General features: G+C 74.5%; 2 protein-coding genes. Both read right to left on the reverse strand.

Features of this window, described 5'->3' with window-relative positions:
- The coding region (locus tag ACGFIR_RS31500; protein WP_393149024.1) for a type I polyketide synthase at nt 1-13,311 on the reverse strand (13,311 nt) is incomplete at its 3' end.
- A gap of 44 nt (nt 13,312-13,355) precedes the next feature.
- The gene (locus tag ACGFIR_RS31505; RefSeq protein ID WP_393149026.1) at nt 13,356-16,907 is read right to left on the reverse strand and encodes an SDR family NAD(P)-dependent oxidoreductase; all 3,552 of its coding nucleotides are present in this window, start codon (nt 16,905-16,907) and stop codon (nt 13,356-13,358) included.
- Nucleotides 16,908-16,937: the final 30 nt, after the last annotated feature.

The raw sequence follows: 16,937 nt of genomic DNA on the forward strand, positions 1-16,937 counted from the left end.
ACCACCCAACAACCCCGGCAAATCCACCAAACCACCCCACCGCAACGGCAACTCCAAACCCACCACCCGACCCAAACCCCACACCGCAGCACCCGTCACATCGACCAGGGGCTCGGAGTCGTCCACGGAGACCGCGCCACTGGTCAACCACCACAGGCGCCCCTCGACCTCCGTGTCGGCCAGCGCCTGTGCCACCGCCAGTGCCTCGACGACGCCCGCACCGGCCAGCGACAACAGCGAGATCATCCCGGCAACCGGCGCCGCGGTCTCCGACGCTGCGGTCAGTCGGCGCGCGACCGCCTCCCGTTCCAGCACGTCCAGCACCACCGGGACGATCTCGGCGCCCCGCTCGGCCAGCCCGGCCAACAACGGGTGGTCCTCCTGGCCCGGGAGCATCAGCACCAGCCAGGTTCCGCCGAGGTTCTCGTCCCCGGTCGCGGGCTGGCGACGCCACACCACCCGGTACCGCCAGGAATCCACGGTCGACTGCTGCTGGGCGGCCCGCCGCCACTGCGCGAGCTTCGGCAGGACCGCGCTGAACGGTTCGTCCGCGCCGACGCCCAACTCGCCGCCGACCAGGTCCGGGTCACCGGACTCGACGGCGGCCCAGAACCGCCCGTCGAGAGCGTCGTCGTGCGCGTTCCCACGGACCACGGGCGCGGCCTCGGGCCAGTACCAGGTGTGGTCGAAGGCGTACGTGGGCAGGTCGACCACGCGCGGCCGGACACCAACCTGACCGTGGTACGCCGCCCAGTCCACCGGCACACCCGCCACCCACAACTGCCCCAACGCAGACGTCAGCGCCCCGACCTCCGACAGATCCCGCCGCGACACCGCAACACGCCGCACCCCGGCATCCACAGCGATCTCCGCCACCATCGCCGTCAACGTCGCATCGGGACCAACCTCCACGAACGTGTCCACGCCCTGCCCCCGCAGAGCCGCCACACCATCAGCGAACCGCACCGGCTGCCGCACGTGCCGCACCCAGTACTCCGGATCCACCAACTCCAACCCGTCCGCCACCGCACCGGTCACATTCGACACGATCGGCACCCGCGGCACCCGCCAATCCAGCCCCGCCACCACCGACCGGAACTCGTCCAACATCGGGTCCATCAACCGCGAATGGAACGCGTGACTCACCGACAGTTCCTTGACCCGCCAACCCCGCTCACGCCCAACCGCCACCACCGAAGCGACCTCGTCCGCCGCACCCGACACGACCACCGACGCCGGACCATTCACCGCCGCCACATCCACCGCCGCACCAGTCGAGGCGATCAACTCGGTGACAAGCTCCTCCGCCACGCCGACGGCCGCCATCACGCCCCCGGCCGGCAACGCCTGCATCAACCGACCCCGCGCCGCCACCAGAGAACAGGCGTCCGACAGCGACAACATCCCCGCCACATAGGCGGCGCTCACCTCACCGATCGAATGACCCGCCAGGAAATCGACCCGCACACCCCACGACGACAACAACTCCCACAACGCCACCTCAACCGCAAACAACCCCGCCTGCGCAAACACGGTCTGATCCAACAGCGCAGCCTCGCCAGAACCCGCCTCCGCGAACACCACCTCACGCAGTGGACGCGGCAAAAGCACATCGAACTCCGCGCACACTGCGTCGAACGCCGACGCGAACACCGGGAACGTCTCGTACAACTCCCGGCCCATACCGGCACGCTGCGAACCCTGACCCGTGAACAACACCGCCCGACGACCCGCCGACACCACACCCGACAACCGACCCTCGGACACCGCCGACAAGCCCGCGACCAGATCGCCCACCGACGAACCCCACACCACCGCCCGATGCTCCAACGCCGCCCGCGACGACACCAACGACCACGACACGTCCGACACCGGCAGATCCGAACGACCACGCACGAACGACGCCAACCGCGACGCCTGACCCACCAGACCCCGCTCCGAACGCCCCGACACCACCCACGGCACCGGCACGACCACGCCCGACGCCACGACGGGCTCCGGCTCCGCGTCCGTCGACCCGATCCGGTCGGCCTCGCCGCCCGCCGCCGACACCGACTCCACCAGCGCCGCACCCAGCGTGGCCACGGACTCCGCCGCCGACTCTCCAGCGTGCAGCGCCACCAGACCCGGCGCGGGCTGCTCGATGATGACGTGCGCGTTCGTTCCCGAGATCCCGAACGAGGACACACCCGCACGCCGAGGACGCTCCAGGGCTGGCCACTCACGTGCCTGCGTCACCAGCTCCACCGCGCCCGACGACCAATCCACGTGCGACGACGGCACGTCCACGTGCAGCGACGCCGGCACCACCCCGTGCCGCATCGCCAAGATCATCTTGATCACACCCGCCACCCCGGCAGCCGCCTGCGTGTGACCGATGTTCGACTTCACCGACCCCAGCAACAACGGCACATCTCGACCCTGCCCGTACGTCGCCAGCAGCGCCTGCGCCTCAATCGGATCACCCAGCGTCGTACCCGTGCCGTGCGCCTCCACCACGTCCACGTCCGCCACGCCCAACCCGGCGTTCGCGAGCGCCTGCCGGATCACCCGCTGCTGCGACGGACCGTTCGGCGCCGTCAAACCGTTCGACGCACCGTCCTGGTTCACCGCCGAACCCCGCACCACCGCCAGCACCCGCCGGCCCTCACGCCGCGCATCCGACAACCGCTGCACGACGAGGACGCCCACGCCCTCGCCCCACGCGGTGCCGTCCGCCGACTCGGCGAAGGCCTTGCAGCGGCCGTCCGCCGACAGGCCGCCCTGGCGGGAGAACTCGATGAAGGCACCCGGCGTGGCCATCACGGTGACGCCGCCGGCCAGCGCCAGGTCGCACTCCCCCGACCGCAGGGCCTGCGCCGCCAGGTGCAGCGCCACCAGCGACGACGAACACGCCGTGTCCACCGTCACCGCCGGCCCCTCGAAACCGAACGAGTACGCCACCCGGCCCGACAACACGCTCGCCGAGGCGCCCGTCGCGCCGTACCCGGCGAGCGACTCACCAGCTTCGCGTACGACGGTCTCGTAGTCCTGCCCGTTGGTGCCGGCGAACACCCCGACGCGGCTGCCGCGCAGCGCGAGGGGCTCGATCCGGGCGTCCTCGAACGCCTCCCACGCGACCTCCAGCAGCAGCCGCTGCTGCGGGTCCATGGCGAGGGCCTCGCGCGGCGAGATGCCGAAGAACTCCGCGTCGAAGCCACCCGCGTCGGCCAGGAACGCCCCGCGCGAGACGTAGGAGTCGGTTCCGGCCAGCGACTCCAGGTCCCAGTGCCGGTTGGTCGGGAAGTCCGACATCGCGTCGACACCGGCCGTCAGCAGCTCCCAGAGGCCCTCCGGGGACTCGGCTCCGGCCGGGAATCGGCAGCCCATGCCGACGATGACGATCGGGTCGTCGCCCACGACGGGGCCGGCGACGGCGGCAGGGACGGGAAGTCCCTGCCCACCCAGCAGCTCGGCGTGGATGTGTCCGGCCAGGACGGCGGAGTTCGGGTAGTCGAAGGCGAGCGTGCTCGGCAACGCGAGGCCGGTCGCCACGTCGAGCCGGTTGCGCAGTTCGACCGCCGCCAGCGACGTGAAGCCGAGGTCCTGGAACGCGCGGTCCGGTGCCACCCGCTCGGCGGACTCGTGGCCCAGCACGGCGGCGACCTCGCCGCGTACCAGCTCACCGAGGACGCGCAGCTGCTCCGTACCGGACATCCCGGACAGGCGCAGGCGCAGGTCGGCCGCCGGCGCGGGGGCGTCGGCGGTCACCGCCGCGCCGGCCTCGGCCAGCAGGTCGCGGACCAGCGGGTGGTGGCGCCGACCGCCGGCGGCGGCCACCCGTGCCCAGTCGATGTCGGCCACGACGAGGTACGTCTCGTCGCGCTCCAGGGCCCGGCTGAAGGCGCGCGCCGCCGTCTCCGGGGCCATCGCGCCGAAACCGGTACGGCTGAGCCGCTGCTCGAAGTCGCCCGCGCTCACCCCGCCGTCGGCCCACAGGCCCCAGGCGAGCGAGGTCCCCGGGAGCCCCTCGGCGCGGCGCCGCTGCGCCAGGGCGTCGAGGAACGCGTTGCCCGGCGCGTACGTGGCCTGGCCGGCGGCGCCCATGAGGCCGGCGAGCGAGGAGAAGAGGACGAACGCGGAGAGGTCCGCGTCCCGCGTCAGCTCGTCCAGGTTGCGCGCGGCGTCGACCTTCGCCCGCAGGGCGGTGGCGAGCTGTTCGACGCTGACCGCGTCGACGACGTTGTCGTCGAGGGCGGCGGCGGTGTGCACGACCGCGCTCAGCGGAAGCTCGTCGGGAATCGAGGCGAGCAACGCTTCGAGCGCGGTCCGGTCGGCCACGTCGCAGGACGCGAGGGTGACCCGGCTGCCGAGCCCGGTGAGTTCCTCGGCGAGGGCGGACGCTCCCGGTGCCTCGGCGCCCCGCCGGCTCACCAGCAGGAGGTGTTCGGCGCCTTCGGCGGCCAACGCACGGGCGACGTGCCCACCGAGGGCCCCGGTGCCGCCGGTGATCAGCACGGTGCCGCGAGGCGTCCAGGAACCGCGCGGGCCGGTGTCCCCGTACGCCGCCCGGACGAGCCGGCGCGCGTGGGCACCGTTGCTGCGCAGGGCGATCTCGTCCTCCTGCCCGACACCGGAGATCAGCGTCCGCAGGGTGCGTACGGCGTTCTGGTCGGGCTGCTCGGGGAGGTCGACGAGCCCGCCCCACCGGTGCGGGTGCTCGGCGCGCAGCACGCTGCCGAAGCCCCACGTCATCGCCTGCGCGGGGTCGACGTGCCGGTCCTGGGACCCGACGGAGACCGCGCCACGGGTGGCGATCCAGAGCCGGGCGGTGATCCCGGCGTCCCCGAGGGCCTGCGCGAGCGCGACGGTGCCGGCGAGGCCGGTCGGCACGGAGCCGGCCCCGGCGTACGGCCGGTTGTCGAAGGCGAGGAGGGAGAGCACGGTCAGCGGGTCCCCGCCGTGGCCGGTCGACGCCTCGACGAGGTCGTGGGCGAGCCGCTTCCGGTCGTACGCGGCGTCGACCTCGATGATCCGCCCCCCGACGGCACCGAGGGCAGCCGCCCAGTCGGTCGCGGCCGTGCCGGCGTCGGCCGGTACGACGAGCAGGAAGTCGGTCGCCTCGGCGCGGGCAGGATCGTCGGCCAGCGGCTGCCAGGCCACCCGGTAGCGCCAGGAGTCGAGGGCGGCCTCGGCGTCGCGGCGGCGCCGCCAGTTGGACAGCGCCGGCAGTACGTCGGCGAGCGGGGCATCGGCGTCGACGGCCAGACTCTCGGCGAGGGTCGTGAGGTCCTCGGCCTCGATCGCGCGCCAGAAATCCTCGTCTGCTGCGGTTCGGCGGGCGGCAGGGGGACGGTAGGAGCGCGTCGCGGCATTGATCCAGTAACGCCGGTGGTCGAAGGCGTACGTGGGCAGGTCGACCACGCGCGGCCGGACACCAACCTGACCGTGGTACGCCGCCCAGTCCACCGGCACACCCGCCACCCACAACTGCCCCAGCGCAGACGTCAGCGCCCCGACCTCCGACAGATCCCGCCGCGACACCGCAACACGCCGCACCCCGGCATCCACAGCGATCTCCGCCACCATCGCCGTCAACGTCGCATCGGGGCCAACCTCCACGAACGTGTCCACGCCCTGCCCCCGCAGAGCCGCCACACCATCAGCGAACCGCACCGGCTGCCGCACGTGCCGCACCCAGTACTCCGGATCCACCAACTCCAACCCGTCCGCCACCGCACCGGTCACATTCGACACGATCGGCACCCGCGGCACCCGCCAATCCAGCCCCGCCACCACCGACCGGAACTCGTCCAACATCGGGTCCATCAGCCGTGAATGGAACGCGTGACTGACCGACAACTCCTTTGTCCGCCAGCCCCGCTCACGAGCAGTCGCCACCACCACAGCGACCTCGTCCGCCGCACCCGACACCACCACCGACGCCGGACCATTCACCGCCGCCACATCCACCGCCGCACCAGTCGAGGCGATCAACTCGGTGACAAGCTCCTCCGCCGCGCCGACGGCCGCCATCACGCCCCCGGCCGGCAACGCCTGCATCAACCGGCCCCGCGCCGCCACCAACACACACGCATCAGCAAGCGACAACATCCCCGCCACGTACGCCGCCGTCACCTCACCAATCGAATGACCCGCCAGGAAATCCGCCCGCACACCCCACGACGACAACAACTCCCACAACGCCACCTCAACCGCAAACAACCCCGCCTGCGCAAACACGGTCTGATCCAACAGCGCAGCCTCGCCAGAACCCGCCTCCGCGAACACCACCTCACGCAGTGGACGCGGCAAAAGCACATCGAACTCCGCGCACACTGCGTCGAACGCCGACGCGAACACCGGGAACGCCTCATACAACTCCCGGCCCATACCGGCACGCTGCGAACCCTGACCCGTGAACAACACCGCCCGACGACCCGCCGACACCACACCCGACAACCGACCCTCGGACACCGCCGACAACCCGGCGACCAGATCGCCCACCGACGAACCCCACACCACCGCCCGATGCTCCAACCCCGCCCGCGACGTCACCAACGACCACGACACATCCCACGGCGACAAATCCGAACGACCACGCGCGAACGACGCCAACCGCGACGCCTGACCCACCAGACCCCGCTCCGAACGCCCCGACACCACCCACGGCACCGGCACGACCACGCCCGACGTCGCCGACGAATCGCCCGCCGGCGGTGCCACCAGGGCCGGCTCCGGCTGCTCGATGATCACGTGCGCGTTGGTTCCGGAGATGCCGAACGACGACACACCCGCACGCCGCGCACGCCCCACCGCCGGCCAGTCACGGGACTCGGTCACCAGCTCCACCGCGCCCGACGACCAGTCCACGTGCGACGACGGCGTGTCGACGTGCAACGACGCCGGCACCACCCCGTGCCGCATCGCCAAGATCATCTTGATGATGCCCGCCACCCCGGCAGCCGCCTGCGTGTGACCGATGTTCGACTTCACCGAGCCGAGGAGGAACGGCTCGTCGCGGTCCTGCCCGTACGTGGCCAGCAGGGCCTGCGCCTCGATCGGGTCACCCAGCGTCGTGCCGGTGCCGTGGGCCTCCACGACGTCCACGTCCGCCACGCCCAGCCGGGCGTTGGCGAGGGCCTGCCGGATCACCCGCTGCTGCGACGGACCGTTCGGCGCCGTCAACCCGTTCGACGCGCCGTCCTGGTTCACCGCCGTGCCCCGCACGACCGCGAGGACCCGGCGCCCGTCGCGCCGCGCGTCCGACAGCCGCTGCACCAGCAGCACGCCGACGCCCTCGGACCAGCCCGTGCCGTCCGCCGCGTCGGAGAACGACTTGCACCGGCCGTCGGGGGCCATGCCCCGCTGGCGGGAGAAGTCGATGAACGTCTCGGGCGTCGCCATCACCGTGACGCCACCGGCCAGCGCCAGGTCACACTCGCCGGACCGCAACGCCTGCACCGCCAGGTGCAACGCCACCAGCGACGACGAACACGCCGTGTCCACCGTCACCGCCGGCCCCTCGAAACCGAACGAGTACGCCACCCGGCCCGACAGCACGCTGCTGGCCGTTCCGACGCCGAGGTAGCCGTCGAGGGTCTCGGGGACGTCGGCCAGTCCGGCGGCGTGGTTGTGGTACATCATGCCGGCGAAGACGCCGACCGGGCGGCCCCGGAGCGCGAGCGGGTCGATCCGGGCGTCCTCGATGGCCTCCCACGAGGTCTCCAGCAGCAGCCGCTGCTGCGGGTCCATGGCGAGGGCCTCGTGCGGGGAGATCTTGAACAGGTCGGCGTCGAAGTCGCCGGCGTCGACCAGGAAGCCGCCCTCGCGAGCGTAGCTGCTGCCCCGGCGCGTGCCGGACGGGTCGTACAGGTCGTCGACGTCCCAGCCACGGTCGGCGGGAAAGCCGGTGATGCCGTCCCCACCGGAGACGAGGAGGTCCCACAACTGCTCGGGGGAGCGTACGCCGCCGGGGTAACGGCAGCTCATGCCGACGATGGCGATCGGTTCGTCGAGCGCCGTGAGGGCGGCGACCGGGGTCGTCGGCGTACCGGCGTCGGTTCCGGTCTCGACGTCCAGGTGGTCGGCGAGGGCGAGCGGGGTCGGATGGTCGAAGACCAGGGTCGCCGGGAGGCGCAGGCCGGTCACCGCGCCCAGCCGGTTGCGCAGCTCGACGGCAGTCAGTGAGTCGAAGCCCAGCTCGGTGAACGGACGCCCGGCCTCGATGGCGGCAGCGTCGGCGTACCCCAGGACCGCCGCGACCTGGTCGAGGACGAGCCGCAGCAGGGCCGCGGCGCGCTCCTCGCGGTCGAGCCCGGCGAGCCGCTCGGTCAGCGCGGCGGTCTCCGCCGGGCCGGACCGCGCGGCGCGACGCCGGGGCGCCCGCACCAGGCCGCGCAGGACCGACGGCAGGGTGCCCGCCTCGGCCTGGGCGCGCAGCGCCGGCCCGTCCAGCACCATCGGCACCGTCGCGGGCAGGCCGGTGAGCAAAGCGGCGTCGAAGAGCGCGAGGCCGTCCCCCGCGGGGATCGGTCGTACGCCGGCACGGGCCAGCCGGTCGGTGTCGGCGCGGTCGAGGGCGGCGGTCATGCCGCCGCCCGACTCCGCCCACGGGCCCCAGGCCAGGGAGAGTGCCGGGAGGCCCGCGGCCCGCCGCCGGTGGGCGAGCGCGTCCAGGAAGGCGTTGGCCGCCGCGTAGTTGGCCTGGCCGGGGCTGCCCGTGACGCCCGCCGCCGAAGAGTAGGTGACGAACAGCGCGAGGCGGCTGCCGGCGGTCAGCTCGTGCAGGTTGGCGGCGGCGTCCACCTTCGGCCGGAGCACGTCGCCGAGGGTCTCGGGGGTGAGCGAGGTCAGGGTGCGGTCGGCCAGCACGCCGGCGGTGTGCACCACGCCGGTCAGCGGGTGCGCCGGGTCGATCCGATCCAGCAGCGCGGCGAGGGCCGTCCGGTCGGCGGCGTCGCACGCCTCGACCGTCGCCGTGGCGCCCAGGTCGGCGAGGTCGGCGAGCAGGTCGGCGGCGCCGTCGGCGTCGGCACCGCGCCGGCTGGTCAGCACCAGGTGCCGGACCCCGTGCCGGGTGACGAGGTGGCGGGCGGTCAGCGTGCCGAGGGCGCCCGTGCCGCCGGTGACCAGCACCGTGCCCTCCGGGTCGAGCGCCGGTGCCGGCGCGTCGGGTTCCGGGGCGGCGACGAGCCGGGGTACACGTACCACCCCGTCGCGTACCGCCGCCTGCGGCTCGTCGGCCGGCAGCAGGCCGGCGAGGGCGGCCGCGCAGTTCTCCTCGTCGTCGACGTCGACGACGAGGAAGCGGCCGGGGTGCTCGGCCTGGGCGGACCGGAGCAGGCCCCACACGGCGGCGCCGGCCAGGTCGGTCACGTCCGCGTCGTCGTCCACGGCGACGGCGCCGCTGGTGAGGACCACCAGCCGGGACCCGCCGGTGTGCCGCTCGGCGGCGAGCCAGCCCTGGAGCACGGCGAGGACCTCGGCGAGCAGCTCGTGGACCGCGCCGGGGCCCGTCGCGCCCGCCACGGGGAACAGCACGGCGTCGGGCACCCCGGCGTCGCAGAGCGCGTCGAGGTCGGCGTACCGGGCGGCGGGCAGCCCGGACGGCAGCGGGGCGGGGCGGTCGCCGAGCACCGCCCAGGTCGTGCCGTCGGCGGCGCCGTCGGCGATCGCGTGCCGGACCCAGTCGAGGCGGAACAGCGAGCGCCGCCACGGGGACCCGCCGGGGGCAAGCTCGCCCGCCGGTAGGGGCCGCAGCACCAGGGCGCCGATCCGGGCTACGGGTTCACCGGTGGCGTCGGCGACCAGCATGGTCACCGTGTCCGGACCGGCGGGGGTCAGCCGTACCCGCAGCGTGTCGGCGCCGTGGGCGGACAGCGTCACGTCCGACCAGGAGAACGGCATCCGGGCCTCGCCGGGGTCGACGATGCCCAGCCCGACCGCCTGCACGGCGGCGTCGAGCAGCGCCGGGTGCAGCCCGTACGCGCCGGCGTCGTCGGCCGCCGGCTCGGGCAGCGCCACCTCGGCGTACACGTCGGTGCCGACGCGCCAGGCGGCGCGCAGCCCCTGGAAGGCCGGGCCGTACGCGAACCCGGCCCGCGCCGCCCGCCCGGTCAGCTCGGACACGTCCAGGGCGGTGGCGCCGCTCGGCGGCCACTGCGCCAGCGTGCCGGTGTCCTCCCCCGGTTCGGGGGTGAGCAGGCCGGTGGCGTGCCGGACCCACAGGTCGTCGGTGCCGGCGCGGCGGGCGTGGACGGTCACCTGCCACGCCCCGCCGCCCGTGCGTTCGGCGGCGACCTGCACGTCGACGCCCCCGGTCTCGGGCAGCACCAGCGGCGCCTGGAGGGTCAGCTCGGCGAGCCGGTCGGCGCCGACCTCCGCGCCGGCCCGCAGCGCCAGCTCCACGAACCCGGTCCCGGGGAGGAGCACCACGTCGCGTACGGCGTGCTCGGCCAGCCAGGGCTGGCTCTCCACGGACAGCCGGCCGGTGAGCGTCACCTCGTCGCCGTCGGCGGAGCGGAACACCGCCCCGAGCAGCGGGTGGCCGGTCGGGGTCAGCCCGGCGGCGGTCACGTCGGCGGGCTGCGGCAGGGGCAGCAGCCAGTAGCGTTCGCGCTGGAACGCGTACGTGGGCAGGTCGACGGGCACGGGCGGGCCGTCGAACAGGGCCGCCCAGTTCACCGGCACGCCCCGGGCCCAGACGGTGGCGGCGGCGGCCAGCGCGGTCGCCGCCTCGTCGGAGCCCGCACGCAGCATCGGGGCGCACACCGTCTGGTCCCCGCCGACGGTCTCCTGGGTGAGCGCGCTGAGCACCCCACCCGGGCCCACCTCGACGTACGCGCCCACCCCCAGCTCGTGCAGGGTGGTCACGGCGGCGGCGAAGCGGACCGTGTCGCGGACGTTGCGCAGCCAGTACGCCGGGGAGCGCACCTCGTCGGGGTCGAGCACCGCGCCCGTCACGGTGGAGACCACGGGGATCCGGGGCGCGGCGAAGGTCAGCTGCCCGAGCACGTCGCCGAACGCGTCGAGCATCGGGTCCATCCGGGCGGAGTGGAACGCGTGGCTGACCCGCAGCCGCTTCGTGTCGCGGCCGAGGGCCGCGAAGTGTGCGGCGACCGCCAGCACGGCGTCCTCGTCGCCGGAGACGACGACGGACTCCGGGCCGTTGACGGCGGCCAGCCCCGCGCCGGTCGACTCACCGGCGGTGTCCAGGTGCGCGCGCACCTCCGCCTCGGTGGCGCGGATCGACACCATGGCGCCGCCGGTGGGCAGCGCCTGCATCAGGGTGCCCCGGGCGGCCACCAGGCGGGCGGCGTCCGGCAGCGACAGCACGCCGGCGATGTGCGCGGCGGCCACCTCGCCGACCGAGTGTCCGGTCACGAAGTCCGGCACGACGCCCCAGGACTCGACGAGCCGGTAGGCGGCGACCTCGACGGCGAACAGTGCCGCCTGGGCGTACCCGGTGCGGTCGAGCACGTCGGCGGGGCCGTCGAGCACGCCGCGCAGCGGCCGGTCGAGGTGCTTGTCCAGCTCCGCGCAGGCGGCGTCGAAGGCCTCGGCGAAGGCGGGGAACGCGGCGTACAACCGCTGACCCATGCCGACGCGCTGGGCGCCCTGCCCGGTGCAGAGCACGGCGACCCGGGTGGGGCTGGCGACCCCGCGCCGCACGGACGCCGCCGGGACGCCGTCGGCCAGTGCGCCGAGCCCGGCGAGCAGTTCGTCCCGGTCGGATCCGAGCAGCACCGCCCGGTGTTCCAGGACGGACCGCCCGGCGGCCAGGGCCCGGCCCACGGCGGCCGGCGCGACGTCGGGGTGCTCGGCGAGCCAGGAGCGCAGCCGGTCGGCCTGGGCGCCGAGCGCGGCGGCGCTGCGCGCGGAGACGACCCACGGCAGGGGGTCGGGGCCGGTGACGGCGTCGGTGGCGGCATCCGGCTGCGACGCGGGCGGGGCGGCCTCGACGATGACGTGGGCGTTGGTGCCGCTGACGCCGAACGAGGAGACGCCGGCCCGCATGGGCCGGGTCCCGCGCGGCCACGGGCGCGGCTCGCGGAGCAGGCTCACCGCGCCGGCCGACCAGTCGACGTGCGGGGACGGCTCGTCGACGTGCAGGGTCCGCGGCAGGACGCCGTGGCGCATCGCCATGACCATCTTGATCACGCCGGCAACGCCGGCGGCGGCCTGGGTGTGGCCGAGGTTGGACTTGATCGAGCCGAGCCACAGGGGCTGGTCGGCGGCGCGGTCCCGGCCGTACGTGGCGAGCAGGGCCTGCGCCTCGATGGGGTCGCCGAGGCGGGTGCCGGTGCCGTGGGCCTCGACGGCGTCCACGTCGGCCGGGGCGAGCCGGGCGTTGGCGAGAGCCTGGCGGATCACCCGCTGCTGCGACGGGCCGTGCGGCGCGGTGAGGCCGTTCGAGGCGCCGTCCTGGTTGACGGCGCTGCCGCGTACCACGGCGAGCACCCGGTGGCCGTTGCGCTGGGCGTCGGAGAGCCGTTCCAGCAGCAGCAGCCCGGCGCCCTCGCTCCAGCCGGTGCCGTCGGCGGTGGCGGCGAAGGACTTGCACCGCCCGTCCGGGGACAGCCCGCGCTGGCGGCTGAAGCCGATGAACGTGTCGGGGCTGGACATCACGGTGACGCCGCCGGCCAGCGCGAGGGTGCACTCGCCGGAGCGCAGGGCCTGCACGGCGAGGTGCAGCGCCACCAGCGAGGACGAGCAGGCGGTGTCGACGGTGACCGCCGGGCCCTCGAAGCCGAACGTGTACGAGATCCGGCCGGAGACGACGCTGCCGTGGTTGCCGGTGCCGACGAACGCCTCGACCTCCTGCGGCACGCCGTTGAGCCGGGAGACGTAGTCGTGGTACATGACGCCGGTGAAGACGCCGGTGCGGCTGCCCTTGAGCGAGTCGGCGGCGATGCCGGCCCGCTCGACCGTCTCCCAGGCGACCTCCAGCAGGAGGCGCTGCTGCGGGTCCATGGCCAGCGCCTCGCGCGGGGAGATGCCGAAGAACCCGCCGTCGAACTCGCCGGCGTCGTGCAGGAAGCCACCCTCGCGGGTGTACGACTTGCCGTGCGCGTCCGGGTCGGGGTCGTAGAGGTTCTCCACGTCCCAGCCCCGGTCCGCCGGGAACGGGGTGACGGCGTCGACGCCGGACTCGACGAGCCGCCACAGCGCCTCGGGAGTCCGCACCCCGCCCGGATAGCGGCAACCCATGCCCACGATCGCGATCGGCTCGTGGTTCTGCTCGTCGACGGCCCGCAGGCGTTCGCTGGTCTCGTGCAGGTCAGCGGTGACGCGCTTGAGGTACTCGCGGAGCTTGGCTTCGTTCGCCATCGGGTTGATCACCTGTCGCTAAGGGGCAAGCGGCGGACTCGTGGTCAGGATCGGCCGAACTTCTGGTCGATGAAGTCGAACAGCTCGTCGTCCGAGGCGTCGTCGAGGGCCTGGCTGACGTCGGCCGGCCGGTCGGTGGCGTCGCTCCACCGGGTGACCAGCGCCCGGAGGCGCACCGCCACGGCGGTACGCGTCTCGTCGTCGCCGGCCAGCCGTTCCAGCTCTTCTGGGCCGGTCGCGGCGAACGCCGCCTCCAGCCGGTCGAGCTCGGCCAGCAGGCTGGTTTCGGGCGCGGGCGGGGCGGCGTCGACCAGCAGGAAGTCGGCGAGGGCGGCGGGCGTGGGGCAGTCGAAGATGAGGCTCGCCGGCAGTCGGATGCCGGTGAGGGCGGTCAGCCGGTTGCGCAGTTCGACCGCCGTCAGCGAGTCGAAGCCGAGGCCGGTGAACGTCTGCCCGGACGGGACGACGGTGGCCGGCGGGTAGCCGAGCACCTCGATGACCTGCGCCTTGACGAGGTCCTCCACCAGCCGGCCGCGCTCGGCCTCGGGCGTGCCGGCCAGGCGCTGCGCGAAGGACGGGCCGCCGTCACCGCCGCCGTCGGCGACGCGCCGCCGGGCCCGGACCAGGCCGCGCAGCGGCGCCGGGAGTTGGCCGGCGTCGGCCTGGCGGCGCAGTGCGGCGGTATCGAGCAGCGCCGGCACCAGGTGGGGGCGCCCGCCGCGCAGGCTGGCGTCGAAGAGGCGCAGCGCCTGGTCGGTGTCGAGCGGGCTGAGGCCGTTGCGGCTCATCCGTTGCCGCTGGGCGGCGTCGAGGGCGCCCGTCATCCCGCTGTCCGCGGCCCAGAGCCCCCAGGACAGGGAGGTGGCGGCGAGGCCCGAGGCGTGCCGGTGTTCGGCGAGGCCGTCCAGGAACGCGTTCGCGGCGGCGTAGTTGCCCTGCCCGGGGCCGCCGAGGACGCCGGCGACCGACGAGAAGAGCACGAACATCGCCAGGTTCCGCCCCCGGGTCAGCTCGTGCAGGTGCCAGGCGGCGTCGGCCTTGGCGGAGAGCACAGCGGAGACCCGCCCGGGCGTCAGTGCCGAGATCACCGCGTCGTCGAGGATGCCGGCGGCGTGCACCACGCCGGTGAGCGGGTGCTCGGCGGGGACGGCGTCCAGCAGCGCGGCGAGGGATTCCCGGTCCGCCACGTCGCCGGCCACCAGGCGGGCCTGCGCGCCCAGCGCGGTCAGCTCGGCGAGCAGCTCCGCCGCGCCGGGGGCGTCCGCCCCTCGCCGGCTGACCAGCAGCAGGTGGCGCACCTTGTGCGTACCGACCAGGTGCCGGGCCAGCAGGCCGCCGAGGGCGCCGGTGGCCCCGGTGACCAGGACCGTCCCGTCGGGGTCGAGTTCGGTGGCCAGCGCCGGATCGCCGACGGCGGGCGTGAGCCGGGGTGCCAGCACCCGTTCGTCGCGGATCGCCAGTTGGGGTTCGCCGGTGGCGACCGCGCGGGCCACCAGGTCCACGGTGCCGGACTCCGGTCGTCGCGCCTCGTCGAGGTCCACGAGCACGAAGCGGTCGGGGTGCTCCGCCTGGGCCGAGCGCAGCAGGCCCCAGACCGCGGCGCCGGGCAGGTCGCCCGCGCGGCCGGTGTCGCCGGCGGGGACGGCCCCGCGGGTCAGCACGACCAGCCGCCGCTCCGCCAGCCGGTCGTCGGCGAGCCAGCCCTGGACGGCGGTCAGCACGGCGGCGAGCCGGGTCCGCGTCGCGGCGGGGACCGGGGCGCGCTCGTCGTCGGCGTACGCGGCGAGCAGCACCAGCTCCGGGTCGAGCCGGCCGGAATCGACCGCCTCGGCCAGCTCGGCGAGCCCGTACCGGGCGATTTCGGCCAGGTCGGACGGGGCGTCACCGAGGAGCACCACCCGGACGGTCGCCGGGGTGCCCGGCGGCACGCTCTGCCAGGTGACGTCGTACAGCGAGTCGACAGCGGATTCGCCGCCGCGCACCTGGTCGGCGGTCACGGGGCGGGAGACCAGGGAGCCGATCCGGGCGACGGGGGCGCCGGCCGGGTCGGCCAGGGTCAGGGTGACCCCGCCGCCGCTGCGCCGGGCGCGTACCCGCAGCGCGGTCGCGCCGACCGCCGAGAGGGTGACGCCGGTCCAGGCGAAGGGCAGGCGTACGCCGGAGGCCTCCTCGCCGTCGGAGTCGAGCAGGCCGACGACGTGCAGCGCCGCGTCCAGCAGGGCGGGGTGCAGGCCGAAGCCGGTGACCTCGGTGCCGTCGGGCACCGCCACCTCGGCGCACACCTCGTCGCCGGTACGCCAGACGGCGCGCAGGCCACGGAACAGCGGCCCGTACTCGACGCCCAGGCGGGACAGTTCGGTGTAGATCCCGTCGACCGCGACGGCGGTGGCGGCGCTGGGCGGCCACGGCGCCGGCTCGGCCCCGTCGGGCTGCGGTACGCCGGGGGCGAGGACGCCCACCGCGTGGCGGTCCCACTCCCCGTCCGGGTCGGCGGCGGCACGGGAGTGGATGGTGACCGGGCGGCGGCCTTCCTCGTCCGCCGCGCCCAGCTTCACCTGCACCGCCCGGGTGTCCTGCTCGGCGAGCGCCAGCGGCGCCTGGAGGGTCAGCTCGTCGAGCGTGTCACAGCCGACCTGCGCGCCCGCGTGCAGGACCATCTCGACCAGGGCGGCGCCGGGCACCACCACCGAGTCCCAGACGACGTGTTCGGCGAGCCACGGGTGCGTCCGCACGGAGAGTTCGGTGCCGAAGACCCGTACGTCGTCGTCGGCCACGCGTACGGCGGCGCCGAGCAGCGCGTGGTCGACGGGGCGGACACCGAGCCCGGGCGCCGCCGCGCCGCCGCTGGTGACGTTGAGCCAGTAGCGCTGGTGGTCGAAGGCGTACGTGGGCAGGGCGACGGTGCGGGGGCGCGCCCCGGCCGCCGTCAGGTATCCGGCCCAGTCGACGTGGCCGCCGGTGACGTACCGCTCGGCGAGGGCGGTGCGCAGCGTGTCGGCCTCGGAGTGGCCGGCGCGCATCGTGGCGGTGAACCGGACGTCGCCGGTCGTCTCGACGCAGTCCTGCGCCATGGCCGTGAGTACGGCGTCGGGGCCGACCTCCAGGAACTGCGTGACGTCCTGCTGGTGCAGGGTGCGCACCGCGTCGGCGAACCGCACCGGCTGGCGCACGTGCCGCACCCAGTAGCCCGGATCGGTGAGCTCCGCCGCGTCCGCGACCGCACCGGTCACGTTCGACACGATCGGCACCCGCGGCATCCGCCAGTCCAGCCCCGCCACCACCGACGCGAACTCGTCCAGCATCGGGTCCATCAGCCGTGAGTGGAACGCGTGACTGACCGACAACTCCTTCGTCCGCCAGCCCCGCTCACGAGCAGTCGCCACCACCACAGCGACCTCGTCCGCCGCGCCCGACACGACCACCGACGCCGGACTGTTCACCGCAGCGATGTCCACCGCCGCACCCGCAGCATCGATGACCTCCCGCACGTCAACCTCGGCCGCACCGACCGCCGCCATCACCCCACCGCTGGGCAACGCCTGCATCAACCGACCCCGCGCCGCCACCAACACACACGCATCAGCAAGCGACAACATCCCCGCCACGTACGCCGCCGTCACCTCACC

It is taken from the genome of Micromonospora sp. NPDC049051 (assembly GCF_043197575.1).
In the GTDB taxonomy this organism is placed as follows: Bacteria; Actinomycetota; Actinomycetes; order Mycobacteriales; family Micromonosporaceae; genus Micromonospora.

What these genes read in the sequence shown, in the direction of transcription:
- ACGFIR_RS31505 (WP_393149026.1), bottom strand. Translation starts at nt 16,907, where the DNA reads ATGTTGTCGCTTGCTGATGCGTGTGTGTTGGTGGCGGCGCGGGGTCGG.